The sequence below is a fragment of the Streptomyces sp. NPDC048560 genome (assembly GCF_040650955.1).
Taxonomy (GTDB): domain Bacteria; phylum Actinomycetota; class Actinomycetes; order Streptomycetales; family Streptomycetaceae; genus Streptomyces.
Window position 1 is genome coordinate 406,774 of sequence record NZ_JBEZIJ010000002.1, and the last position, 24,007, is coordinate 430,780.

Consider the following 24,007-nt stretch of genomic DNA (forward strand, 5'->3'; position numbering starts at 1 on the left):
GCGATTCACCCGATGGGGCCCGGGAGAGGGAAGGTCACTGGGCCGTACGGAGTAGGCGCGCGCCCCGGACGGCTCCGGGGCGGCGGGAGCACGGAAGACGGACGCGCCCCCCGGTCCGGTGGGACCGAGGGGCGCGGACGGTGATGCGGGGTGCGGTCAGTCGCGGGCGGACTCCGCCGGAAGGGGCTCGGCGTCCCGGCTCTCGTACCGGCCGTCGAGCTTGGCCACGAGGCCGGTGACCTGACGGGCGATGTCCGGGGCGGTCAGCCCGATCTCGGCCATGACCTCGTTGCGCGAGGCGTGGTCGAGGAAGACCGGCGGGATACCGAAGTCCCGCAGCGGTACGTCGACGTCCGCGTCGCGCAGGGCCTGGGCGATGGCCGAGCCGACACCGCCGGCGCGGCTGTTGTCCTCGACGGTGACGACGACCCGGTGCTGCTCGGCGAGCGGGGCCATGGCCTCGTCGACGGGCTTCACCCAGCGGGGGTCGACCACCGTGGTGGAGATGCCCTGGGCCTCCAGCAGCGTGGCGATCTCCAGGCACATCGGGGCGAGCGCCCCGATGGACACCAGCAGCACGTCCGGCCGCTCGGTACCGGCCTCGCGCAGGACGTCCATCCCGCCGGCCCTGCCAACGGCCTTGACCGCCGGGCCGACCGCGCCCTTGGAGAACCGCACCACGGTGGGGGCGTCGTCCACGTCGACGGCCTCGCGCAGCTGGGCGCGGACCTGGTCGGCGTCGCGCGGGGCGGCGATCCGGAGGGTGGGGACGCACTGGAGGATCGACATGTCCCACATGCCGTTGTGCGAGGCGCCGTCCGTGCCGGTGACCCCGGCGCGGTCCAGGACGAAGGTGACGCCGCACCTGTGCAGGGCGACATCCATCAGGACCTGGTCGAAGGCACGGTTGAGGAAGGTCGCGTAGACCGCGAAGACCGGGTGCAGTCCGCCGGTGGCGAGGCCCGCCGCGGAGACCGCGCCGTGCTGCTCGGCGATGCCGACGTCGTAGATCCGGTCCGGGAACGCCTCCTCGAACTTGCCGAGGCCGACGGGCTGGAGCATCGCCGCCGTGATCGCGACGATGTCCTCGCGCTCCTTGCCGAGCTTGACCATCTCCTCGCCGAAGACGGAGGTCCAGTCGAGGCCCGAGGTGGAGATCGGCAGTCCGGTGTCCGGGTGGATCTTGCCGACCGCATGGAAGCGGTCGGCCTCGTCCTGGAGGGCCGGGGTGTAGCCGCGGCCCTTCTCCGTGAGGCAGTGGACGATGACCGGGCCGCCGAAGCGCTTGGCCCGCTGGAGCGCGGACTCCAGTGCCTCGATGTCGTGGCCGTCGATCGGTCCGACGTACTTCAGGCCGAGGTCCTCGAACATGCCCTGCGGGGCGATGAAGTCCTTCAGGCCCTTCTTGGCGCCGTGCAGGGTCTCGTACAGCGGCCTCCCGACGACGGGAGTGCGCTCCAGGAGGTCCTTGCCCCGGGCCAGGAACCGCTCGTACCCGTCCGTCGTGCGCAGGGTGGCGAGGTGGTTCGCGAGCCCGCCGATGGTCGGGGCGTACGAGCGCTCGTTGTCGTTGACGACGATGACGAGGGGGCGGTCCTTGGCGGCGGCGATGTTGTTCAGCGCCTCCCAGGCCATACCACCGGTGAGGGCGCCGTCCCCGATGACCGCGACGACGTGGTCGTCCTTCTCCAGCACCTCATTCGCCTTGGCGAGGCCGTCGGCCCAGCCGAGCACGGTCGAGGCGTGCGAGTTCTCGATGACGTCATGCTCGGACTCGGCCCGGGAGGGGTAGCCGGAGAGGCCGCCCTTGCTCTTGAGCTTCGAGAAGTCCTGGCGGCCGGTGAGCAGCTTGTGCACATAGCTCTGGTGGCCGGTGTCGAAGAGGACCTTGTCCCGCGGCGACTCGAACACGCGGTGCAGGGCGATGGTCAGTTCCACCACGCCCAGGTTGGGTCCGAGGTGTCCGCCGGTCTTGGACACCGCGTCGACGAGGAACGTACGGATCTCCCCGGCGAGCTGCTCCAGCTGCTCAACGGTGAGCCGGTCCAGGTCGCGCGGTCCCCCGATGCGGGTCAGCAGATCCACCCGTGCCTCCTTGCGTTTGAGCTGGTCGAGCGTGCCGATCCGACGAGTCTAATGTTCCGCCGGCGCGCGCCGTCAGCGGGCGGTGCATTCTGTGTCACCCGATCGGATGACGTAGGGCCTCGCACACCCGTGCGCGACACGGGGGTGCGGACACGCACGAGCCCGGCACCTCGGAAGATGCCGGGCAGGTGCGTGGTGCGGCGGTCAGGCGCGACCGGCCGACTTCTGTGTCTTGCGTGTGACGGAGTCGATGACGACCGTGACGAGGAGGACGCCGCCGGTGATCATGTAGTTGATCGGCGTGGCGATGCCTTCCAGCGACAGGCCGTACTGGATCGAGACGATGACCATGACGCCGAGCAGCGCGTTCCAGGTCCTGCCGCGTCCACCGAAGAGGCTCGTGCCACCGATGACGGCCGCCGCGATGACGTTCATCAGCAGGTCGCCGGTGCCGGAGCCCTGGTTGACCGCGGCGATCTTGGAGGCCCAGAACAGGCCGCCGATCGCTGCGAACGTACCCGCGATGGCGAAGACCGAGACGCGGATCGCCGTGACGTTGATGCCGGCGCGGCGGGACGCCTCGACGCTGCCGCCGAGCGCGAAGATCTTCCGGCCGTACGCCGTGCGGCGCAGGACGAAGTCCGTCGCCACCAGGACCACGAGGAAGAGGACCAGGGCCAGGGGCAGGCCCCGGTACTGGTTGAACATGATCGCGGCGGCGAAGGCGAACACCGCGAGAACGACGGTGCGCACCACGATGTCGGTGATCGGCCGGGCCGGGATGCCCGCCGCCTCGCGGCGGCGGCTGTCCAGGAACGCGGAGAGGAAGTAGCCCACGACGGCCACCGCCGCGAGGCCGTACGCGGCCGCGACATCGGCGAAGTAGTACGTGGTGAGGTGACCGACGACGCCGTCGCCGTCCAGGTTGATCGTGCCGGTGTCGCCGAGCAGCTGGAGCATGAAGCCCAGCCAGAACAGCAGGCCCGCGAGGGTGACGGCGAAGGCGGGGGCGCCTATTCGGGCGAAGAAGAAGCCGTGGATCGCGCCGATGACCGCGCCACTGGCGATCGCGACGAAGACGGCCAGCCACTCGTTCATGCCCTGGGTGACGCTCAGCACGGCCACGAGTGCGCCGGAGACGCCGCTGACCGAGCCGACCGACAGGTCGATCTCACCGAGCAGCAGCACGAAGATGATGCCGACGGCCATCATGCCGGTGGCCACCATGGCGACGGCGATGTCGCTGAGGTTCTTCGCGGAGAGGAACTCCGAGTTCAGGCTCTGGAAGACCACGCAGATGATGACCAGGCCGATGATCACGGGGATCGAGCCGAGGTCACCCGCGCTCATCTTGCGCTTGAACTCGGTGAGGTATCCGCCGAGGCCCTGCTCACGAACGAGCAGCCGGGGGTCGACCGCGGTGGCGGCACCCTTGGCGGCGTCGGGGTTCACGACGGGGGCGGCCGTCTTGTCGGTGCTCACTTCTGAACCTCCGCGTTGCGCGCCGCACGTCGGGTCACGGCGTTTTCCGTGGCGCCGGTGATGGCGGAGATGATCTCTTCCTGCGAGGTGGTCTTCACGTCGAAGACCCCGTTGTTACGGCCCAGCCTGAGCACCGCCACCTTGTCGGCGACAGCCTTCACGTCGGCCATGTTGTGGCTGATGAGGATGACGGCGTGACCGCGCTCGCGCAGCCGCTCGACGAGGTCGAGGACCTGTGCGGTCTGCTCGACGCCGAGAGCCGCCGTGGGCTCGTCGAGGATGACGAGCTTGGGCTCACCGAGCATCGACCTGGCGATCGCCACGGTCTGGCGCTGACCGCCGGAGAGCGAGGCGATCGGGATGCGGACGCTGGGGATGCGGATCGACAGCGTGCTGAGGAGCTCGCGGGAGCGGCGCTCCATCTCGACCTCGTTGAGCACGCCGAACCGGCGGAGCTCACGGCCGAGGTAGAGGTTGCCGACGACATCGATGTTGTCGCACAGCGCGAGGTCCTGGTAGACGGTCGCGATGCCCAGGTTCTGGGCGTCGTGCGGCTTGTTGATCTGGACGGCGTCGCCCTCCCACTCGATGACTCCGTCATCGATGGGGTGCACACCGGCAATGGTCTTGACCAGCGTTGATTTACCGGCGCCGTTGTCGCCGACCAGGGCGACCACCTCGCCGGCGTGGACCTCAAGCTGAACATCGGTGAGCGCCTGAACGGCACCGAATCGCTTGGAGACCCCTCGCAACGCCAACACGGGCGTAGCGGACACGTGAACCATCTCCTTCGCCGCCTGACCGGCGGGGATGCCGCGCCTGGGGAAGGCGCGGTGGGTCGAGCAGAAGAGAAACAAGGGGAGCGCAGCAGTGGCGCGGGTGGGGTGTTCCATCCGGTGCCCCGCCCGGCAGCGGGACAGTAGGTGGGCGAGGCACCGGACAGGTTTCGTGGGCCCGAGTCGCTTGAGGATCAGCGGACTTGGGGCCGGAGGGCGGCCGTCCCGCCGTGTGGCACGGGGGCCGGCCTGCCGTGGGATCCCGGCCGGGAGCGGCCGGGCCCTCGTCGGACTACTTCAGGCCGAGCTTGTCGCAGGCGGCCTTGTACTTGGCCGTGCAGATCTCGTCGACCGTGTAGATGCCGTCCTTCAGGACGGTGTCCTGGATGTTGGCCTGGGTCAGCGAGACGACCGGGACCAGCACGGTCGGGATGGCCTTGTGGGTGGGGCTGTCCACCGTGGAGGTGGCGATCGGGTAGAGCTTCTTGCCCTTGGCCAGCGCGACGGCCATCTCGGCGGCGGCCGCACCCTCGGGGGCGTACGGCTTGTAGACGCTCATGAACTGCTCACCGGCGACGATGCGCTGCACACCGGCGAGTTCGGCGTCCTGACCGGTGACCGGCGGGAGCTTGGAGAGACCGGCGGCCTTGAGGGCGGTGATGATGCCGCCCGCCATGCCGTCGTTGGCGGAGTAGACGCCGACGATCTTGTCCTTGCCGAGAGCCGTGATCGCCGCCTCCATGTTGGCGTTGGCGTTCTCCGGCTTCCACTCCTTGGTGTCGTACTCCTTGCCGTACTTGACCTTGCCGTCGAGCTCGGCCTTGGCGCCCTTCTTGAAGAGGGCGGCGTTCGGGTCGGTGATCGCGCCGTTCATCATCACGATCGTGCCGCCCTCGGCCTTGTCGCCGAGCGCCTCCAGGAGGGCCTTGCCCTGGACGTGGCCGACCTCTTCGTTGTCGAAGGAGGTGTAGGCGTCGATCGGACCTTCGGCGAGGCGGTCGAAGGCGACGACGGGGATGCCCGCGTCCTTCGCCTTCTTGACACCGTTGGCGATGGCCTTGGAGTCCACGGCGTCGATGATCAGCGCGTCGACCTTGTTGGTGATCATGGTCTCGACCTGCTGCGACTGCAGCGTGGCGTCCTGCTTGGCGTTGGCGTAGATGACCTTCGCCTTGCCGTTGGTGAGCTCGCTGACCTTCTCTTCGATGATCGGCTTGTCGAACTTCTCGTAACGGGCCGTCTGGTTCTCGGGAAGGAGCAGACCTATCTTGAGGTCGTCGCCCTTCTTCGCCGAGGTCTCTGTGGCCTTGTCGCCGGACTCCTTGGCGCTCCCGCAAGCGGCAAGCGAGACAGCCATGGCTGTGGCGGCAACGGCAACGGCGGCACGACGCATCTGCGTGTTCATTCTCGAACCTCCCTGACGAGGCCGCGACGTTGCGGCCGAGGTGGCTTGGAGTCAACTCGGCCGCGAGGCCAGCGTCAAGGAGTAAATTCTTAACGAGATGACAACGGTGCCATTCGTTATCTAAGTGAAGGCAGGCGCAGCCGGGGAGAGGGTGCTCTCCAAAAGGGTCGAATCACCCATTTCGTTGAGTACGAGGGCCAGTGCGCCGAGCACTTCGGCCCGCCCTCCGAGGGCCCCCGGAAGCACCGAGAGCTGCCGCGCCGCACTGGGAATGGCGTACCGCGAGACCGAGTCGCGGATCGGTCCGAGCACCAGCTCCCCCGCCTCCGCCAGGGACCCTCCCAGCACCACCCGGCTCGGGTTCAGCAGGTTGCAAAGGTTGGCGACACCGCTGCCGACGTGGCGCCCGACGTCCCCGATGACCCGTCGGCAGCCGGGATCGCCCTCACGGGCCAGCTGGACCACGCGCTCCATGGTCAGATCGGGCCCGTGGCTGGGCTGGAGCAGGGGCAGGACGTACCGCGCGGCCGCGAAGGTCTCCAGGCAGCCCCGGTTGCCGCAACGGCACACAGGGCCCGACTCGTCGAGCGTGATGTGCCCGATCTCGCCGGCGGTGCCGCCGGGGCCCCGGTAGATGGAGCCGTCGATCACCAGACCGGCGCCGACACCGCTCGCGACCTTGATGTACGCGAGGTCCTTGACCCCGCGCCCGCTTCCCCAGACCAGCTCGCCCAGCGCCCCGAGGTTGGCGTCGTTGTCGACGTACACCGGCACGCCGAGGCGTCCGGCCAGTTCCTCGCTGGGATTGATGCCCGTCCAGCCCGGCAGGATCGAGGTGGAGCCCAGCGTGCCGGACTCCACGTCGATCGGCCCCGGCACACCGAGCCCGACTCCGATCACCTTCCCCGGAGCGATGCCACTGGCCTCGATCAGCCTGTTCACCAGTTGTTCGGCCCGGTCGAATCCCTGGGCCGACGAGGCGTCGACGTCCAGCGGCTCCGACTCCTCGGCCAGCACCTGGTGCGCCAGGTTGCCCACGGCCACCCTGAGGTGCGTGTGGCCGAAGTCCACGCCGACCACGATGCCCGCGTCACCGCTGAGCGAGACGCTGCGGGCCCTGCGGCCGCCCGCCGAGGTCGGGGTGACCTCGACCGTGCCGCTGTCCTTCAGCTCGCGAACGATATTGGAGACGGTGGCCGCGGAAAGGCCGGTGCCCCTGGCGATCTCCGCCTGGGTGAGCGATCCCGCCATTCGTACGGCCCGTACGACGCGCTCAAGGTTGGCCCTATGCAGAGATGTCTGCGACCCCGGAGTCTCCATCGACTCTCTCACTCCTGCCGTTTTCTCTAACATGTGAACCCTAAGCAGAGTCTCAGGGACCACCTCCCGTCAAGACCTGAGCGGGGAGGGCCTCGGTTGAGCGGGCGCGGCGGGGAACGCGGAACGCCCGGGCCCGGCTGCTGGGAGGCAGCCGGAACCCGGGCGCGGGAGGAGCGGAACCGTCGGACTACTTCATGGTGCCCGCGGTGAGGCCCGCCTGGATCTGACGCTGGAAGGAGAGGTAGACGACCAGCATCGGAAGCATGGCGATGGCCACGCCGGCGAAGAGCACCGGCAGGTCCGTCGCGTACCCCTGCTGCTGCTGGAGCTGGATCAGGCCCTGGGTCAGCATGTACTTCTCCGACTCCCCCGAGTTCTGCGGCTGCATCAGGACCGAGGGGAGGATGTACTGGTTCCACTGGCCCAGCACGTTGAAGATGCCGATGCTCAGCAGGCCGGGCTTGGCCATCGGCATCATCACCTGGAAGAAGACCCGGGTGTGCGAGGCCCCGTCGATGACCGCCGCTTCGTGGATCGCCGTGGGCAGCGTCCGGAAGAAGGAGTGCATGAAGAAGACGGTGAACGGCATCGAGTAGGCGACGTAGACCAGGATCAGGCCCTGGTACGTGTTCAGCATCGCGAACCGCTGAAGGGTGAAGAACAGCGGGACCAGCGCGAGGAACACGGGGAACATCGCGCCACTGACGAAGAAGTAGTACACGAGCCGGTTGCCCGGGAACTCATACCGCGCCAGGACGTACGCCGCCATCGCGCCGAAGAGCATGGTCAGCGGGACCGAGAACACCAGCACGATCAGGGTGTTGGTGAAGTAGTCGCCGATGCCCTTGTCCCAGGCCCGCCCGAAGACGTCGAAGGACCAGTTCGTCGGCCAGCTCAGCGCCGAGCCACCGATCTGCGCGTCCGTCTTGAACGCGCTGAGCAGCAGCCACAGCAGCGGCAGCACGATCAGGACGGCCCAGACGATGAGGAAGCCGTGCGAGAAGACGTTGAGGGTCAGGCCCTCGGTCCTGCGGTCACCGGGTCCGGGTGTCCGCTTGGGGCCCCGCTGGCCGGGGATACTGTCGCCGGTGGTGAGCGCCGGCTCCTTGATGGGTGTGCTCATTGCTTGACTCCCGCTCAGAACTCGATGCGCTCACGGCGGGTGGCACGCAGCGTGATGACGGAAATGATCATGGTGAGGATGAGCATCACGACGCCCATGGCGCAGGCGTAGCCGCTCTTGCCGAAGTACAGGAAGTTGCGCATCAGCACCGTCGCCATCACTTCACCGTGATGGTCGGGGCCGCCACCGAAGCCCGTACCCGGGGTCATCGTCGACGCGAGGACGAACATGTCCATCGCCACGATGCCGAGGTAGACCCACGCCGTCTGTACCGAGTCCCACAGGAGCGGGAGAGTCACGCGGAAGAAGGTCTGGGCGCGGCCGGCCCCGTCCAGCAGGGCCGCCTCGTAGATCTCCTTGGGGATGGACTGCATCGCCGCGGAGAAGAGCACCAGATAGAAGCCGACCCCGTGCCACACGATGATGACCATGAGGCACCAGAGCACCAGGTCGGGGTCGTTCATCCACTCGATGGGGCTGTCGGCGTCGACGAGGCCCAGCTTCATGAGCAGCCCGTTGAGCAGACCGCCCTGATCACTCCGGTACACCGCCTGGAACAGCACCGCGAGGATCGCGAGCGACAGCACCTGCGGGAAGAAGTAGATGATTTTGTAGAAGCTCGAACCCCTGACCCCGTGCACACCGCCGGCGGCGCTCCGGCCGCCCACGTTCACCATGAAGGCGAAGAACAGGGCGATCAGAATGGTGACGACCGGGATGAATACCAGGAGCAGGATGTTGTGCCAAAGCGCTGTGCGGAAGACATCGTCACGGAACAACTCGGTGTAGTTGTCCAGACCGACGAAGTCGAATACGGGTGACTGCCCGGACCAGTTGGTGAACGAGTATCCGATGGTCTGGATGTACGGCCAGATCACGAAGATCAGATACAGCGTCAACGGCGCGAGAAGGAATCCCGCGATAAATCTGTTCTGCCCTTTTCGCATGACATCCTGCCCCTGGTATTACGACGAGCCCCGAGATCAGTCGCGGTGGTTGTTCTTGCTGGCCGGGTCCTTGGCGGCCTTGTCCACCGCCGCCTGGGCCCGCTTCAGCCACTCGGCGGGCATGATGCGCTTGGACATCAGCTCGTTGGACGCGTTCTGGATCGAGACGTCCATCTCGCTGTACCAGTTGGGGTAGAGGTAGTTGAAGGAGTTGGCGTCGCCGGCCGCCTTCACCGCGTCGACCGTGGACTGGGTGCCCGGGCGCAGCTCGACGCTCGGGTCGACACCGTCCTTGAGGATGGTGAGCGAGTTGGCTTCCTTCGCGAAGGTGGTCGACCACTCCTTGGAGAGCATCGAGCGCACGAACTCCTGTGCCTCGGCCATGTTCTTGGCCTTGGACGGGATGATGAAGGGCTCGCCGGAGCCGGCACGGATGGCCTCGAAGGGCAGCTTGCTGCCGGGCAGCAGGGGGATCGGCAGGAACTTCATGTCGAAGTCCGCCGGGGTCTGCTTGAGCTGCTCGTTCTCCAGCCAGGAACCGGAGGGGATGAACACGGCCTTGTACTGGTTCCACCGGGTCTGCGACTCGGTGTGGGTGAGACCGTTGGTGCCCGGCATCAGCAGGCCCTTCTCGACGATCTCGTACACCGCCTCGATGGCCGCCTTGGCCGCGTCGCTGCCGACGAAGGCCTTCGGGTCGAGGTTGTCGATCGCCTTCATGGCCTCGAGACCGCCGGTCTTGGCGATGAGGTCCATGATCACGATGTTGATGTAGTACGGGTGCTTGCCCTGGTGCGCGAGGCCGCCGATGCCGTCGGCCTTGGCCTCCTTGCAGATCGCGAGGAAGTCGTCCCACGTCTTCGGCTCGGTCCAGCCCTTGTCCTTGAAGAGCTTGCCGGAGTACCAGAGACCCCAGAGGGTGTAGACGTAGTTCAGCGAGACGACCTTGCCGCCCTGCAGGCCCGTGTCGATGGTGCCGGGGATGAGGGTGTCCCGGACCTTCTTGGACGGGTCGTCGATGGACGGGGCGTCGAGGACCGGCGCGAGGTCGAGCAGCTGGCCGCCCTTGAAGAGCACGTCCAGCTTGATCTGCTGGGCGCCCGAGTCGTCGATGACGTCCGGCGGCGTACCGGCGTTGAAGCGCGGCTGGAGCTTGCCGGTGATCTCCTGGGTGCCCAGGTGGGAGACCTTCGTGTCCCAGCGCTTGGCGAAGAGGGCTTCCCATGCCTTGGCGTACTCGTCGCCGTAGCCGCCCTTGAAGACGACGACGTCCAGGGCGCCGCCCTTGTTGACGCCGAAGGGGTTCTCCTTCGAGACCGGGCCCTTGCTCTTGGTGGCCTTCGGGTCTTCCGTGCCGCCGCCGGAAGCGCAGGCGGAAAGGAAGCTCATCGTCGGAACGGCAATCAGGCCGAGCGCCGCAGAGCGCTTGATCAGATTGCGGCGGCCGAGACCGCCGTTGTCGCTCTGCGCAGAGGTGGATCCCATGCTCAAGTCCTCGCCTTCTCCAGGACTCAGGCGGTGTATCGGTCACCCGTCGATATCGCCTCAGGCGAAGGGCCCCGCCACCGCGGTCAGTTGCGCTTGGGTCGTGCAGATTTTCCGGATCTTCGTGCGGTGGGGGTGCGGGTAAACGTAGCGCTTCGAACGCCCTCAGGCGTCTCCCGCGACCGTCCCCCGTGCCCCCGAGTGCACCGCCGTGTGAAGCGGCCGTGCAGATGCCGACAGGTATAGTCCACTTGTCGCCAAGTGAGCAAGATCGAGTGCAGGTTTGAGCGGCAGTCTTTCCCGAGTTGAGACCTCACCGCGACCCGCGCCCTCTCCGTCCGGACCGCTCCGGACCCTGTCCGCCTCGCGCCGCAAGGTACCTATTTCCCCCCGCCGGCTCATTTCAGCACTGTTTCCCCGGCAACACCCTTGACACCACTGGGCGCTTACCTCCCTACTGGACCCTGCGAATCGCGTTTGACAACGTTGTCGAACGCCTTTTCCAGGGGAGGAATCGCTCGGGATGATCCGGATGACCGGGACCAAGAGAGTCCATGCAGTCGCGACAAGAGTCCATATGAGAGCCCATGTCACCGCCCTGGTGGCAGCCGCTTCGCTCCTTGTGGTGACCGCTCCTTCCACCGCAGTCGCCCGGCCCTCCGCCGCTCCGGAGCAACCGGCGGACAGCGCCCGGGAGTTCAGCACCTCGTTCGAAACGGACGAAAGGCAGCCGGACTGGCGCAACACCGTCGAAGAGGGCCCTGACGGCAAGAATCTGTCTTCGGGTGTCGATGGCGGGTTTTCGACCGGCATACCGGGCAATGTCACCGACCGGGTGACGGATCTGCGCGCGAGCGGCGAGAACACCGGTAGTGGCGAGGTCAAGGAGAACCTCGTCGATGTCGAGTCGGGTACGAAGTGGCTGACCTTCGCACCCGCCGGATGGGTCGAGTTCGACCTGGCCGAACCGGTGAAGGTCGTGACATACGCACTGACTTCGGCCAACGACCACGACGAGCGCGACCCGCGCGACTGGACACTGAAGGGCTCCGCCGACGGCACCACCTGGAAGGACCTGGACACCCGAACCGGCCAGACCTTCTCGGAGCGTTTCCAGACCAAGTCCTACGATTTCACGGCGGACACGGAGTACCGGCACTTCCGCCTGGAGATCACGAAGAACAACGGCGCTTCGGACGCGCTCCAGCTCGCCGACGTCCAGTTCTCCGACGGCGACACCTCCGCGCCCGTCCCGGACGAGATGCGCAGCCAGGCCGACCGCGGCCCGTCCGGCTCCCCCACCGCGAAGTCGGGCGCCGGCTTCAGCGGTAAGAAGGCGCTGCGCTACGCCGGTACGCACAAGCCGGACGGCCGCGCCTACTCGTACAACAAGGTCTTCGACGTCGACACGGCGGTCACGAAGGACACCGAGCTCTCCTACCTCGTCTATCCGCAGATGGGCGAGACCGACCTGGCCTACCCGGCGACGCACGTCGCGGTCGACCTGGCCTTCACCGACGGCACGTACCTCAGCGCCCTGAAGGCGACCGACAGTCACGGCGGCGTGCTGACCCCGCAGGGCCAGGCCGACGCCAAGCGGCTGTACGTGAACCAGTGGAACAAGGTCGCCTCGCGCATCGGCTCGGTCGCGGCGGGCAAGACCGTCGACCGGGTCCTGGTGGCGTACGACTCCCCCAAGGGCCCGTCGAAGTTCCAGGGGTGGATCGACGACATCAAGATCGCCCCGAAGGCGCCGGAGAAGCGCAAGGCCCACCTGGCGGACTACGCGCTGACCACACGTGGCACGAATTCCAGCGGCGGGTTCTCGCGCGGCAACAACATTCCGGCGACCGCGGTCCCCCATGGCTTCAACTTCTGGACGCCGGTCACCAACGCCGGCACGACGAGCTGGCTGTACGACTACGCCCGGGGCAACAACGAGGACAACCTGCCCGAGATCCAGGCGTTCAGCGCCAGCCACGAACCGAGCCCCTGGATGGGTGACCGCCAGACCTTCCAGATGATGCCTTCGGCGGCCGAGGGCACTCCGGACCCCTCCCGCTCGGCGCGCGCGCTGCCGTTCCACCACGAGAACGAGACGGCGAAGCCGCACTACTACGGCGTGACGTTCGACAGCGGCCTCAAGGCCGAGATGACGCCCACCGACCACGCGGCGCGTATGCGGTTCACCTACCCCGGTGACGACGCGAGCATGGTCTTCGACAACGTCTCCAACGCGGGCGGGCTGACCCTCGACGCGAAGTCCGGTTCCTTCACCGGTTTCTCCGACGTGAAGAGCGGCCTCTCGACCGGAGCCACCAGGCTCTTCGTATACGGCGTCTTCGACGCGCCGGTCACCGGCAGCGGCAAGCTGAGCGGCGGTGGCGGCGCGGACGTGACCGGCTACTTCCGTTTCGACGCCGGCGAGGACCGTACCGTCGGGCTGCGCCTCGCGACCTCGCTCATCAGCGTGGACCAGGCGAAGCAGAACCTCGCCATGGAGCTCCCGGAGTCGGCCTCCTTCGAGCAGACCAGGGACCGGGCGCGGAGCGCCTGGGACCGCATCCTCGGCAAGGTCGAGGTGGAAGGGGCCGACGCGGACCAGCTGACCACGCTCTACTCCAGCCTCTACCGGCTGTACCTGTACCCGAACTCGGGCTTCGAGAAGGTCGACGGCAAGGACAGGTACGCCAGCCCCTTCTCCCCGCAGACGGGCCCCGACACCCCGACCCACACGGGCGCGAAGATCGTCGACGGCAAGGTGTACGTCAACAACGGCTTCTGGGACACCTACCGCACGACGTGGCCCGCCTACTCCTTCCTCACCCCGAAGAAGGCCGGCGAGATGGTGGACGGCTTCGTCCAGCAGTACAAGGACGGCGGCTGGGTGTCCCGCTGGTCGTCCCCGGGTTACGCGGACCTCATGACCGGCACCAGTTCGGACGTGGCGTTCGCCGACGCGTACGTCAAGGGCGTGAAGTTCGACGCCGAGGCGGCGTACGAGGCGGCGCTGAAGAACGCCACCGTCGTCCCGCCGACCTCCGGCGTCGGCCGCAAGGGCATGGAGACCTCGCCCTTCACCGGATACGCGAACACGGCGACGCACGAGGGGCTTTCCTGGTCGCTGGAGGGCTACCTCAACGACTACGGCATCGCGCAGATGGGCAAGGCCCTCTACAAGAAGACGAAGAACGCGCGCTACAAGGAGGAGTCCGAGTACTTCCTGAACCGGGCCCGCAACTACGTCACGCTCTTCGACGACAAGGCCGGTTTCTTCCAGGGCAGGAACGCCAAGGGTGACTGGCGGGTCCCGTCCGACCGGTACGACCCGCGGATCTGGGGTTACGACTACACCGAGACCAACGGCTGGGGTTACGCCTTCACCGCGCCGCAGGACAGCCGCGGCCTGGCCAACCTCTACGGCGGCCGCGCCGGACTCGCCGACAAGCTGGACACGTACTTCGGCACACCGGAGACAGCCGGACCGGAGTTCGTCGGCTCGTACGGGGGCGTCATCCACGAGATGACGGAGGCCCGCGACGTGCGGATGGGCATGTACGGCCACAGCAACCAGGTCGCCCACCACGCCACGTACATGTACGACGCGGCGTCCCAGCCCTGGAAGACGCAGGAGAAGGTCCGCGAGGTCCTCGGCAGGCTCTACACGGGCAGCGAGATCGGTCAGGGCTACCACGGCGACGAGGACAACGGCGAGCAGTCGGCCTGGTTCCTCTTCTCCTCACTGGGCTTCTACCCGCTGGTGATGGGAAGTGGCGAGTACGCGATCGGCTCGCCGCTCTTCACGAAGACGACGGTGCACCTGGAGAACGGCCGCGACCTGGTCGTCAAGGCGCCGAAGAACAGCTCGAAGAACATCTACGTTCAAGGCTTGAAGGTCAACGGCAAGAAGTGGACGTCCACTTCACTGCCGCACGATCTGCTCGCCGAGGGCGGCGTCCTGGAGTTCGACATGGGCGCCGAGCCGTCCGCCTGGGGCACCGGCAAGAACGCCGCGCCGGTCTCCATCACCAAGGACGACGAGGTGCCGGACCCGAAGGCCGACGTGCTGAAGGGCGAGGGCGCCCTCTTCGACGACACCTCGGCCACGAAGGCCGCGGTCGAGTCGGTGGACCTGCCGGTGGCCTCGGCGACGGAGGCGCTCCAGTACACCCTGACCTCGTCAGCGGCGAAGGAGGCACCGGCCGGCTGGGTCCTCCAGGGCTCGTCGGACGGCACGACCTGGACCGACCTCGACAAGCGGTCCGGCCAGTCGTTCGCCTGGGACAAGCAGACCCGGGTGTTCTCGGTCGGCAAGCCGGGTTCGTACACGGCGTACCGGCTTGTCGTGGACGGCACGGCGACGCTGGCCGAGATCGAACTCCTCGGCCGCAAGTAACGGGTTGAACGCTCAACTGACGCACGGGGTGCCCCTTTCGGCGAGGTCTGCCGGGAGGGGCACCGCTGTGATCCGGCCCGTACGAGCGGGATGCCACTCCTGTGCTGTCGGCCGATCAGGGCACTTCTGACACGTTCTCGTGTCTTATATGACTTTTACGACAATCCATGACATCCCTTAGGCGATCAGGTGATCAGTACGACAATCATCTCGGCTTGAAGGAGCCTTCATGCGCGTCTCCAGTTCCGTCCGCTCCCGCACCCTCCGCACGGGCGCCAAGGTGGCCGCCGCGGTCGCGGTCACCGGCGCCACCCTGGCGGGAGCACCCGCCGCCTACGCCCTGCCCGGCGACAGCGGCGACATCGACGTCCGTTCGGTCAGCTGGCACTCGCGCGGTGACCGCGACGGGGTCGAGGTCTGCAAGTTCGTGCTCGTGGCGAACAACTTCGAGTCGTTCCCCTCGGTGCCCTGGACGATCACCGAGCAGCCCCCGACCACGCCTCCGGGGAACACGCTCCTGGCCACCCTGCCGCTCGTGAACGGCGATGCGCGCAGCCAGGCGTACGTGCTCCCGGAGGGCACGTACAAGCTGGTGTGGATCGTCCCGGCGGGCCCGAAGCAGAAGACCTTCAAGGTCGAGTGCCCGGAGGGCGGTCAGGAGCGGGGCCAGGACCAGCGTCAGGGCCAGGGCGGCAGCTCGTACCACAAGCCGTCCGGCGCGGTGCCCGCGGGCGGCGGCGGCGTCCCGGACATGGAGCCCATCAGCTCCGAGAGCGACTCGAACGTCGGGACCACCGCGGCCCTGGCCGCCGGGGCCGCCGGAGTCGCGGGCCTGATCATGGTGCGCCGGTCGGCACGTCGCCGTGCCCGTGGCGAGGCGTAACGCCCGCTCCCGGCGGCGACGACGAGGACCGACGCGCGCATGTCGTCTCACCATGACGCTGTGCGTGACGTTCTCCCTGGTGACCGGCATCGTGTGGGTGTCCTCGGACTCGTCCGAGGACACCCTGTCGGTCGCCGCCGCCCGCGGCAGTGACGCCGCGGGCGGCGGGCGGGCGCCGTTCCGACGGGCGCCGCACACACCGGAGGCACACGTGCCCGCCTCGCACGCGCCTCTGGTGCCCTCCCGCCCACTGAAGGTCTCCGTTCCCGCCATCTTCATCGAGGCACCGGTCACCGGACTCGGCCTCGACAGGAAGGGCAGGCTCGGAGCCCCGCCGTTGAGCAAGCCGAAGCTGACGGGCTGGTACGAGAAGGGGCCGTCACCCGGTGAGAACGGAACGGCCCTGCTCGTGGGCCACCGGGACACGAGGACCGGCCCCGCCATCTTCCTCAACCTGAACGCACTGCGCCGGGGCGACAAGGTCAACGTGGTGCGCGCGGACCGCAGGACCGCGGTGTTCACGGTCGACGCGGTGAAGACGTACACGAAGGACAAGTTCCCCGACGACAAGGTGTACGGGGAGACCGGGCGGCCCGAACTCCGGCTGCTGACCTGCGGCGGGCGCTTCGACGAGAAGGCCGGCTACTCGGCGAACGTGGTGGTGTTCGCCCACCTCACCTCGATGCGGAAAGCGGCCTGACGCCGCGCACGGGCCCGGCCGGTACCTCGGGGACAAGGTGCCGGCCCGCCCGACCGGGCGGAGACTGCGTGCTCAGCCGCGTACCGCCCCGAACAGCCTTTCCGGCAGGGCCATGTTGAGCGCGGTGATGACCGGCTTGCCGTGCTCCCTGCCGAGCCGGGACAACGCCCCCGTGGCGAGCTGGAACAGCTCACCCCGCGCGGGGGTCAGCCGGAGATAGCGGGCCGTGAGCACGCGCAGGAAGTGGGAATGCGCCACCAGGACGACGTCCCGGTCCCCGAGCCGCGACGCCTCCTGTGCCACCTGCGCCAGCACCCGGTCCGCCCGTGCCCCCACCTCCTCGGGTGTCTCGCCGGGATGTTCGGCCGGCCCGGGGGCCACACCGTCGGTCCAGAGATTCCAGTCGGGGCGCGTACGGCGGATGTCCACCGTGGTCACACCCTCGTACGCCCCGTAGTCCCATTCGTGCAGATCCGGCGTCGCGCGGGGGGCGGGCAGCTCGGCCAGCTCGGCCGTGCGGCGGGCCCGGAGGTAGGGACTGGTCAGGGTGAGTCCGATACGACGCTCGGCGAGGAGCGGGACGAGCGCCTTCGCCTGGCGCTCCCCGAGCTCCGTCAGGGGCAGGTCGGTGTAGCTCGTGTGCTGCCCGGACCGGGACCACTCGGTCTCTCCGTGCCGGATCAGGATCAGCTCGCCCATGGTGGTTCCGCTCTCTGGTATCGGTGGCGCGGCTGTCGCAGGTGCGAACGCGCGGGCCCACGATCGCACTTACGGATGAGCGTTGCCCGATCGCCCCGGCGGCGCGCCCCGCGACGCTACGTTGTGGTGCATGCCGCTGCCGAAGGATCTGGATCCGTACACCAATCCGCGCGCTTTCTACGGATCCGAGTTACGGCGCCTGCGCGAGGCCGCCGGAATGTCCCAGGAGCAACTGGGCGAACGGGTTTTCTGCTCGGGTGCGTACATCGGCATGTTCGAGGCGGCGGCACGGCGTCCGCAGGAGGACATGTCGAAGGCGTTCGACGAGCTGCTGGGGAGTGGCGAACACCTTCAGCGGCTGTGCAGGCTGGCGCGGCAGTCGAAGGTGGCGGAATACTTCGCGGACGCGGCGGAGCTCCAGGAGCAGGCTTCGTCCATCGCGAGTTACACGGCGATGGTGGTCATCGGGCTCCTGCAGACCGAGGCCTACGCTCGGGCCCTCACGCGGGCCTCTCACCCGTACGCGGCGACGGAGGTCATCGAGGGACACGTCCGGACGCGCATGGAGCGTGCATGTCTCCTCGACTCGCCCACTCCGCCGGTGCTTTGGGTGATGATGCACGAAGCCGCCCTGCTCGTGCCGGTGGGCGGGCCCGTCGTGATGGCCGAGCAGCTCAACCATCTTGCGGCGCAGAGCGACGCACGCCCTCGCGTCGTCACCCAGATCCTTCCTTTCACTGCCGGGGCACATCCTTTCCTGCACGCGTCCACGATGCTGATCCGATTCGAAGCCGCCCCAACCGTGGTGTACACGGAGGGCGCCTACAGTGGCCAACTCGGCGAAGAACCACTGCTGGTGGAGCAGTGCAGCGCCGCATACGATCTGGCCAGGGCTGCCGCTCTGTCGCCGAAGGCGTCCCTGGACCGCATCGTCTCGGCGGCGAAGGAGTTCGCGTGACCATGAGCACCACACCTGACCTGCGCACCGCTGCATGGCGTACGTCCTCGTACAGCAATGGTGACGGCGGCGATTGCGTTCAGGTCGCCGACAACGTCCCCGGTTTCGTGCCCGTACGTGACTCCAAGTTGGCCGACAGCCCGGTGCTGGCCTTCCGGGCCGCCGACTGGGTGGAATTCGTGCGGGGCCTCAAGCGGTAGTCACCTACCGTAGGGTCCTGCCTGCACGTTTTCCCGAGGGGGGACCTCTTGTCCGACAGCTTTCCGCCGCCTCCACCGCCGCACCAGCAACAGCAGCAGCCGTGGGTGACCCCACCCGGCTGGGGTGAGCCGCCGCCACGCAAGAGCGGTGCGGGGCTGGCCATCGGCCTGTCCGTCGGGGGTGCGCTCTTCGTGCTGTCCCTCCTGGGCACCTTCCTGTACTTCCTGGGCGATGCCCTTGCGGCGTCCGAGGAGCGGCGCGGCACCCCGCCGGCCGAGGCGCTGCCCGGCCACGAGCCCTCAGTCACGGTCAGCCCTGCGCCCGCCGGTACGGATGCGGAGGAGGACGTCCGGATCGCCAAGTGCACGGTGGACCCGGTGATCGCGTGGCCCGCCGCCCAGGTGGTGATAGTGAACGGCTCAGGGGCCGCGGCGGATTACGCCGTGACCGTGGAGTTCGTGGACAAGGACGGCACCCAGGTGGCGGACGGGATCGTGGGGGTCGTCGGCCTCGGGCCGGGACAGACGGCGAAGAGGAAGGCTCAGGGGCTCGACGAGGCCCCGAGCGGCACGAAGTGCCGGATCGCCGATGTGCACCGGACTCCGGCGGCCGGCTGACCCTCCCGGGAAGCTCTGGAACCGACCGAGGGCCGCACCCCGTACGACGGGATGCGGCCCTCGGTGGTGTGCGGTGCGCCTACTTGCGGATCAGGCTGCGGAGCACGAACTGCAGGATGCCGCCGTTGCGGTAGTAGTCCGCCTCGCCGGGGGTGTCGATGCGGACGACGCCGTCGAACTCCACACCGGTGTCGGTGGTGACCTTCACCGTGCGCGGCGTGGTGCCGTTGTTCAGCTCGGTCACGCCGGTGAAGGAGAACGTCTCCTCGCCGGTCAGGCCGAGGGACGCGGCCGTCTGGCCCTCCGGGAACTGGAGCGGCAGGACGCCCATGCCGATGAGGTTCGAGCGGTGGATGCGCTCGTACGACTCGGCGATGACGGCCTTGACGCCCAGGAGCGCGGTGCCCTTGGCCGCCCAGTCACGGGACGAGCCGGAGCCGTACTCCTTGCCCGCCAGGATCACGAGCGGGGTGCCCGCGGCCTGGTAGTTCTGCGAGGCGTCGTAGATGAACGACACCGGCGCGTCGGCCTGGGTGAAGTCGCGGGTGAAGCCGCCCTCGGTGCCCGGCGCGATCTGGTTGCGCAGGCGGATGTTGGCGAACGTGCCGCGGATCATGACCTCGTGGTTACCACGGCGCGAGCCGTAGGAGTTGAAGTCGCGGCGCTCGATGCCGTGCTCCGTGAGGTACTTGCCGGCCGGGGTGTCGCCCTTGATCGCACCGGCCGGGGAGATGTGGTCGGTGGTGACCGAGTCGCCCAGCTTGGCGAGGACACGGGCGCCGGTGATGTCCTCGACCGGGGTCGTCTCCATCGTCATGCCCTCGAAGTACGGGGGCTTGCGCACGTAGGTGGACTCGGAGTCCCACTCGAAGGTGTTGCCGGTCGGGATCGACAGCGCCTGCCACTGGGCGTCGCCCGCGAAGACGTCCTGGTAGGACTTGTTGAACATGTCCTCGCCGATGGAGTTGGCGACGACGTCGTTGACCTCGGCCTCGGAGGGCCAGATGTCCTGGAGGTAGACGGGCTTGCCGTCCTGGTCGACGCCGAGGGCGTCCTTGGTGATGTCGACCTTCATCGAACCGGCGATGGCGTACGCGACGACCAGCGGCGGGGACGCCAGGTAGTTCATCTTGACGTCGGGGTTGATCCGGCCCTCGAAGTTGCGGTTGCCGGAGAGCACCGAGGTCACGGCCAGGTCGTGCTCGTTGACCGCCTTGGAGACCTCGTCCGGCAGCGGGCCGGAGTTGCCGATGCAGGTGGTGCAGCCGTAGCCGACGAGGTTGAAGCCGACCTTGTCGAGGTACGGGGTCAGGCCCGCCTTGTCGAAGTAGTCGGTGACGACCTTCGAGCCCGGGGCGAGGGTGGTCTTGACCCACGGCTTGCGGGTCAGGCCCTTCTCCACGGCCTTCTTCGCGACGAGCGCGGCGGCGACCATGACGTACGGGTTCGAGGTGTTGGTGCACGAGGTGATCGCGGCGACGGTGACGGCGCCGTGGTCGATCTCGTACGTCGTGCCGTCGGGGGCGGTCACGGTGACCGGGTTCGACGGAACGCCGTTGGCGGTGGCCGGGGAGTCGGATGCCGGGAAGGACTCCTTGCCCGCCTCCTCGTCGTCCGCGACGTAGTTGCGTACGTCCTGGGCGAACTGCGCCTTGGCGTTCGCGAGGACGATGCGGTCCTGCGGGCGCTTCGGGCCGGCGATGGAGGGGACGACCGTGGAGAGGTCGAGCTCCAGCTTCTCGGAGAAGTCCGGCTCGGCAGCCGGGTCCAGCCAGAGGCCCTGCTCCTTGGCGTACGCCTCGACGAGCGCGACCTGCTGGGCGTCGCGGCCGGTCAGACGGAGGTACTTCAGCGTCTCGTCGTCGATCGGGAAGATCGCGGCGGTGGAGCCGAACTCCGGCGACATGTTGCCGATGGTGGCGCGGTTCGCGAGGGAGGTGGCGGCGACGCCCTCACCGTAGAACTCGACGAACTTGCCGACGACGCCGTGCTTGCGGAGCATCTCGGTGATGGTCAGCACGAGGTCGGTGGCGGTGGTGCCGGCCGGGAGCTCGCCGGTCAGCTTGAAGCCGACGACGCGCGGGATGAGCATGGAGACCGGCTGGCCGAGCATCGCGGCCTCGGCCTCGATGCCGCCGACGCCCCAGCCCAGCACGCCGAGGCCGTTGACCATCGTGGTGTGGGAGTCGGTGCCGACGAGGGTGTCGGGGTACGCCTGGCCGCCCCGGACCATGACCGTACGCGCGAGGTGCTCGATGTTGACCTGGTGGACGATGCCGGTGCCCGGGGGGACGACCTTGAACTCGTCGAAGGCGGTCTGGCCCCAGCGCAGGAACTGGTAGCGCTCCTTGTTGCGGCCGTACTCCAGCTCGACGTTCTGCGCGAACGCCTCGTTGGTGCCGAACTTGTCGGCGATGACGGAGTGGTCGATGACCAGCTCGGCCGGGGCCAGCGGGTTGATCTTCGCCGGGTCGCCGCCCAGCTCCTTCACGGCCTCACGCATGGTGGCGAGGTCCACGACACACGGAACACCGGTGAAGTCCTGCATGATCACGCGAGCCGGCGTGAACTGGATCTCCTCGCTGGGCTGGGCCTGCGAGTCCCAGTTGCCCAGCGACCGGATGTGGTCGGCGGTGATGTTCGCGCCGTCCTCGGTGCGGAGCAGGTTCTCCAGCAGCACCTTCAGGCTGTAAGGGAGGCGCGCGGAGCCCTCGACCTTGTCCAGCTTGAAGATCTCGTACGACTCGTCGCCCACGCGCAGCGTGCTGCGGGCGTCGAAGCTGTTCGCCGACACGACAGTCTCCTTCTTCAATGTGCGCGTACTACCGCGCCGCGCGTCATTGGCGGCCGGCGTCGCGTGGTGCCGCATACGGCCCCACCATCCACTAAGGTAAGGATTAGTTAGGTAACCCTTACCGAGCGGCGGCTGCGGTACGCCTCGGCAGATATCTCGATGTCGAGATAACTCTAGTACATAGCCGCCGCGCGGTCATGCCCGGGCATCGCCGACAGACCGCAGTCATCCAATCGAGGCGTTCGGCGGCGAACCCGGTCGTTTCCTGTTCGCGAGTGTCGGCGGCGTCCGCTGCCGGAGCATGGGGCCCCATCCCGAAACAGACATGGCCGGGGCTCGGCGGACGACGACGAAGTCTCCGTGCCCTGCTCCGCCGCTCCGCCTCTTCGTCCGCCGGCGCTGCCTCGGAGGCCGTCGGGCAGTCCCCGGTCACAGCTCAGCCAGGGTCACAGCTCAGCCAGTCACCGTGATCGGGGACCACATGCCGAACCACTGCTCGGCGCCCCACTCCTCGAACCGTCGCACCTCGGTGAACCCCAGCTTCGCCGCGAGGCGCATCGAGCGGACGTTGGCGGTCTGGGTGCAGAGCACCACCGGCTCGCCGGGAAACGCGCCGGCGAACCAGCCGAGCGCCGCCTCGCACGCCTCGGCGGCGTACCCGCATCCCCACGCGTCCGGCAGGAACGTGTAGCCGAGCTCGGCCTCCCTGGCGTCCGGGCCTACGTGCCCCGGACGCTCCGCGTCGCGCCGATCGAGCGTGACCGTGCCGATCATCGCTCCGTCGAGATCGACCACGAACACGCCGGGGCGCCGGCCGGGCAGTTCGGGCACCGCGCGTTCGAGCTCGTCACGGGGTCGAGGGCCACCGAGGTAGGTACGCACCTCCGGCAAGGCGAACAGTTCGATGAACGCCGCACGGTCCCGGGCATCGGACTCGCGGAGCACGAGCCGTTCGGTCCGTATCGGGGCAGGTGGCCAGGCGACGGGTCCGAGCTCAGTCATGGCGGGCAACCTATCGCACGCCCGTGAGCGTGATTCGAAGGAGAGGGCGCACAGGCCGGAGATCGGTTGTGGACCGGTCAGGAATCAAGAAGCGCGGGCGCCCGGCCGCACCTAGCATCGGCGGCATGGACATCACCATTCACACGACCGCGCTGCCGCACGACGACCCGGACGCGTCCTTGGCGTTCTACCGCGACACCCTCGGCTTCGAGGTCCGCAGCGACGTCGGGCAGGGCAAGATGCGCTGGATCACGGTCGGTCCGGTCGGTCAGCCCGGGACATCCATCCTGCTGGCGCCCCCGGCCGCCGACCCGGGGGTCACCGACGACGAACGCCGCACCATCGCCGAGATGATGGCCAAGGGCACCTACGGCTGGATCCTGCTGGCCACCCCCGACCTCGACGGCGTGTTCGAGAAGGTGCAGGCCGGCGACGCCGAGGTCGTCCAGGAGCCGACCGAGCAGCCGTACGGCATCCGCGACTGCGCGTTCCGCGATCCCGCGGGCAACCTGATCCGCATTCAGGAGCTCCGCTGATCGTTGCACCGACAGGCGTCCCGGGGGCAACTGACCGGGGCGCCACCCTCGACCGGCTCCTCCACTCCGAGGGGCCGGTCGTCGCCATTCGAGCGTCGATGAAGAGTCGATGAAGAGGAGTTCACCATGTGTCACCCCTCGTGGGCCCGCGCACGAACCGCCGCGCACCATCTGAGCGAACTCGCGCGACTGCGCCGCGTCCGCGACCGGATCGACCGTGAGTACGCGCAGCCGCTGGACGTCGAGGCACTCGCCCGCAGTGCGAACATGCCGGCCGGGCAGCTCAGCCGCCAATTCCGCCTGGCCTACGGCAAGTCGGCGTACGCGTACCTGACGGCGCGACGCGTCGAGCGCGCCACGGCGCTGCTGCGCGGCAGCGACCTCAGCGTCACCGAGGTCTCTTCCGCGGTCGGCTGCCCCTCCCCCGGCGCCTTCGCCACCCGCTTCACCGAACGGGTCGGCATGTCGCCCGGCGCGTACCGGCACGGCGCGAAAGTCATGGTCGCCGTCGTGACGCCGCCGCGGGTGGCCGGGCGGTCGGCAGGACCGGTCAGGAATCAAGAAGCACCGGCCCCCGCACCCCCACTAGCGTCATGAC

Annotated in this window: 19 protein-coding genes; 8 read left to right on the top strand and 11 right to left on the bottom strand. The window is 68.2% G+C overall.

The genetic code is table 11. The features are described 5' to 3' along the window. Positions 1-156 precede the first annotated feature (156 nt). The 8 genes from dxs to ngcE all read right to left on the bottom strand — a co-directional run bounded on the left by dxs (position 157) and on the right by ngcE (position 10,623). Entirely contained in the window at positions 157-2,085 is a 1,929-nt protein-coding gene (dxs, locus tag AB0C82_RS08610) for a 1-deoxy-D-xylulose-5-phosphate synthase (protein WP_362837754.1), read from the bottom strand. Between the two features lie 204 nt (positions 2,086-2,289). Then, a complete protein-coding gene (locus tag AB0C82_RS08615) occupies positions 2,290-3,567 on the bottom strand; it encodes a sugar ABC transporter permease (RefSeq protein WP_362837756.1) in 1,278 nt (425 codons plus the stop codon). Further along, complete coding sequence (locus AB0C82_RS08620; protein ID WP_362838401.1) at positions 3,564-4,352, bottom strand: ATP-binding cassette domain-containing protein; 789 nt, start codon at positions 4,350-4,352, stop codon at positions 3,564-3,566. Before AB0C82_RS08620 ends, AB0C82_RS08615 begins: the two co-directional genes overlap by 4 nt. Before the next feature lie 283 nt (positions 4,353-4,635). After that, the gene (locus AB0C82_RS08625; RefSeq protein WP_362837758.1) at positions 4,636-5,748 is read right to left on the bottom strand and encodes a substrate-binding domain-containing protein; all 1,113 of its coding nucleotides are present in this window, start codon (positions 5,746-5,748) and stop codon (positions 4,636-4,638) included. A gap of 120 nt (positions 5,749-5,868) precedes the next feature. After that, on the bottom strand, positions 5,869-7,068 hold the full coding sequence (locus AB0C82_RS08630) for an ROK family transcriptional regulator (protein ID WP_362837760.1): 1,200 nt from the start codon (positions 7,066-7,068) through the stop codon (positions 5,869-5,871). A gap of 187 nt (positions 7,069-7,255) precedes the next feature. After that, positions 7,256-8,191, bottom strand: a complete 936-nt coding sequence (locus tag AB0C82_RS08635; RefSeq protein ID WP_362837762.1) for a carbohydrate ABC transporter permease — start codon at positions 8,189-8,191, stop codon at positions 7,256-7,258. A gap of 14 nt (positions 8,192-8,205) precedes the next feature. Beyond that, positions 8,206-9,138: a sugar ABC transporter permease gene (locus tag AB0C82_RS08640; protein WP_362837764.1), complete on the bottom strand. Its 933-nt coding sequence runs from the start codon at positions 9,136-9,138 to the stop codon at positions 8,206-8,208. A 36-nt stretch (positions 9,139-9,174) separates the two neighbouring features. Beyond that, complete coding sequence (gene ngcE / locus AB0C82_RS08645; RefSeq protein ID WP_362837766.1) at positions 9,175-10,623, bottom strand: N-acetylglucosamine/diacetylchitobiose ABC transporter substrate-binding protein; 1,449 nt, start codon at positions 10,621-10,623, stop codon at positions 9,175-9,177. Positions 10,624-11,200: 577 nt separating this feature from the next. On the opposite strand from ngcE, the gene AB0C82_RS08650 reads away from it, so the two are divergent. From AB0C82_RS08650 to AB0C82_RS08660, 3 genes are all read left to right on the top strand, one after another. After that, the gene (locus AB0C82_RS08650) at positions 11,201-15,019 is read left to right on the top strand and encodes a GH92 family glycosyl hydrolase (protein WP_362837768.1); all 3,819 of its coding nucleotides are present in this window, start codon (positions 11,201-11,203) and stop codon (positions 15,017-15,019) included. Positions 15,020-15,248: 229 nt separating this feature from the next. Beyond that, positions 15,249-15,902, top strand: a complete 654-nt coding sequence (locus tag AB0C82_RS08655; protein ID WP_362837770.1) for a hypothetical protein — start codon at positions 15,249-15,251, stop codon at positions 15,900-15,902. Between the two features lie 52 nt (positions 15,903-15,954). Next, positions 15,955-16,602 carry a class F sortase gene (locus AB0C82_RS08660; RefSeq protein ID WP_362837772.1) on the top strand — a complete coding sequence of 216 codons (648 nt, stop codon included), beginning with the start codon at positions 15,955-15,957 and terminating at the stop codon, positions 16,600-16,602. Positions 16,603-16,674: 72 nt separating this feature from the next. On the opposite strand, the gene AB0C82_RS08665 is transcribed toward AB0C82_RS08660, so the two are convergent. Further along, positions 16,675-17,301: a histidine phosphatase family protein gene (locus AB0C82_RS08665; RefSeq protein WP_362837774.1), complete on the bottom strand. Its 627-nt coding sequence runs from the start codon at positions 17,299-17,301 to the stop codon at positions 16,675-16,677. Between the two features lie 130 nt (positions 17,302-17,431). On the opposite strand from AB0C82_RS08665, the gene AB0C82_RS08670 reads away from it, so the two are divergent. From AB0C82_RS08670 to AB0C82_RS08680, 3 genes are read left to right on the top strand one after another with little or no spacing between them, the layout of a single operon-like run. Continuing rightward, positions 17,432-18,259, top strand: coding sequence for a helix-turn-helix transcriptional regulator (locus AB0C82_RS08670; protein WP_362837776.1), 828 nt, complete (start codon positions 17,432-17,434; stop codon positions 18,257-18,259). Positions 18,260-18,261: 2 nt separating this feature from the next. Further along, positions 18,262-18,459, top strand: coding sequence for a DUF397 domain-containing protein (locus tag AB0C82_RS08675; protein ID WP_362837778.1), 198 nt, complete (start codon positions 18,262-18,264; stop codon positions 18,457-18,459). A 48-nt stretch (positions 18,460-18,507) separates the two neighbouring features. Continuing rightward, positions 18,508-19,077: an FxLYD domain-containing protein gene (locus AB0C82_RS08680; RefSeq protein WP_362837780.1), complete on the top strand. Its 570-nt coding sequence runs from the start codon at positions 18,508-18,510 to the stop codon at positions 19,075-19,077. 79 nt (positions 19,078-19,156) lie between these two features. On the opposite strand, the gene acnA is transcribed toward AB0C82_RS08680, so the two are convergent. Together acnA and AB0C82_RS08690 are read right to left on the bottom strand one after the other, a co-directional pair. Continuing rightward, a complete protein-coding gene (gene acnA, locus AB0C82_RS08685) occupies positions 19,157-21,871 on the bottom strand; it encodes an aconitate hydratase AcnA (protein ID WP_362837782.1) in 2,715 nt (904 codons plus the stop codon). 453 nt (positions 21,872-22,324) lie between these two features. After that, complete coding sequence (locus tag AB0C82_RS08690) at positions 22,325-22,873, bottom strand: GNAT family N-acetyltransferase (RefSeq protein WP_362837784.1); 549 nt, start codon at positions 22,871-22,873, stop codon at positions 22,325-22,327. Between the two features lie 125 nt (positions 22,874-22,998). On the opposite strand from AB0C82_RS08690, the gene AB0C82_RS08695 reads away from it, so the two are divergent. Both AB0C82_RS08695 and AB0C82_RS08700 read left to right on the top strand, forming a co-directional pair. Further along, the gene (locus AB0C82_RS08695; RefSeq protein WP_362837786.1) at positions 22,999-23,409 is read left to right on the top strand and encodes a VOC family protein; all 411 of its coding nucleotides are present in this window, start codon (positions 22,999-23,001) and stop codon (positions 23,407-23,409) included. A 126-nt stretch (positions 23,410-23,535) separates the two neighbouring features. Beyond that, positions 23,536-24,006, top strand: a complete 471-nt coding sequence (locus AB0C82_RS08700) for an AraC family transcriptional regulator (protein WP_362837788.1) — start codon at positions 23,536-23,538, stop codon at positions 24,004-24,006. Position 24,007: the final 1 nt, after the last annotated feature.

Bases quoted from the DNA above. Each gene is read 5' to 3' on its own strand.
- AB0C82_RS08695 (WP_362837786.1), top strand. From the start codon at position 22,999: ATGGACATCACCATTCACACGACCGCGCTGCCGCACGACGACCCGGAC.
- AB0C82_RS08660 (WP_362837772.1), top strand. From the start codon at position 15,955: ATGACGCTGTGCGTGACGTTCTCCCTGGTGACCGGCATCGTGTGGGTG.
- AB0C82_RS08675 (WP_362837778.1), top strand. From the start codon at position 18,262: ATGAGCACCACACCTGACCTGCGCACCGCTGCATGGCGTACGTCCTCG.
- ngcE (WP_362837766.1), bottom strand. From the start codon at position 10,623: ATGGGATCCACCTCTGCGCAGAGCGACAACGGCGGTCTCGGCCGCCGC.
- AB0C82_RS08650 (WP_362837768.1), top strand. From the start codon at position 11,201: ATGAGAGCCCATGTCACCGCCCTGGTGGCAGCCGCTTCGCTCCTTGTG.
- AB0C82_RS08655 (WP_362837770.1), top strand. From the start codon at position 15,249: ATGCGCGTCTCCAGTTCCGTCCGCTCCCGCACCCTCCGCACGGGCGCC.
- AB0C82_RS08700 (WP_362837788.1), top strand. From the start codon at position 23,536: ATGTGTCACCCCTCGTGGGCCCGCGCACGAACCGCCGCGCACCATCTG.
- AB0C82_RS08625 (WP_362837758.1), bottom strand. From the start codon at position 5,748: ATGAACACGCAGATGCGTCGTGCCGCCGTTGCCGTTGCCGCCACAGCC.
- AB0C82_RS08620 (WP_362838401.1), bottom strand. From the start codon at position 4,352: ATGGTTCACGTGTCCGCTACGCCCGTGTTGGCGTTGCGAGGGGTCTCC.
- AB0C82_RS08670 (WP_362837776.1), top strand. From the start codon at position 17,432: ATGCCGCTGCCGAAGGATCTGGATCCGTACACCAATCCGCGCGCTTTC.
- AB0C82_RS08635 (WP_362837762.1), bottom strand. From the start codon at position 8,191: ATGAGCACACCCATCAAGGAGCCGGCGCTCACCACCGGCGACAGTATC.
- AB0C82_RS08665 (WP_362837774.1), bottom strand. From the start codon at position 17,301: ATGGGCGAGCTGATCCTGATCCGGCACGGAGAGACCGAGTGGTCCCGG.
- AB0C82_RS08630 (WP_362837760.1), bottom strand. From the start codon at position 7,068: ATGGAGACTCCGGGGTCGCAGACATCTCTGCATAGGGCCAACCTTGAG.
- AB0C82_RS08690 (WP_362837784.1), bottom strand. From the start codon at position 22,873: ATGACTGAGCTCGGACCCGTCGCCTGGCCACCTGCCCCGATACGGACC.
- AB0C82_RS08640 (WP_362837764.1), bottom strand. From the start codon at position 9,138: ATGCGAAAAGGGCAGAACAGATTTATCGCGGGATTCCTTCTCGCGCCG.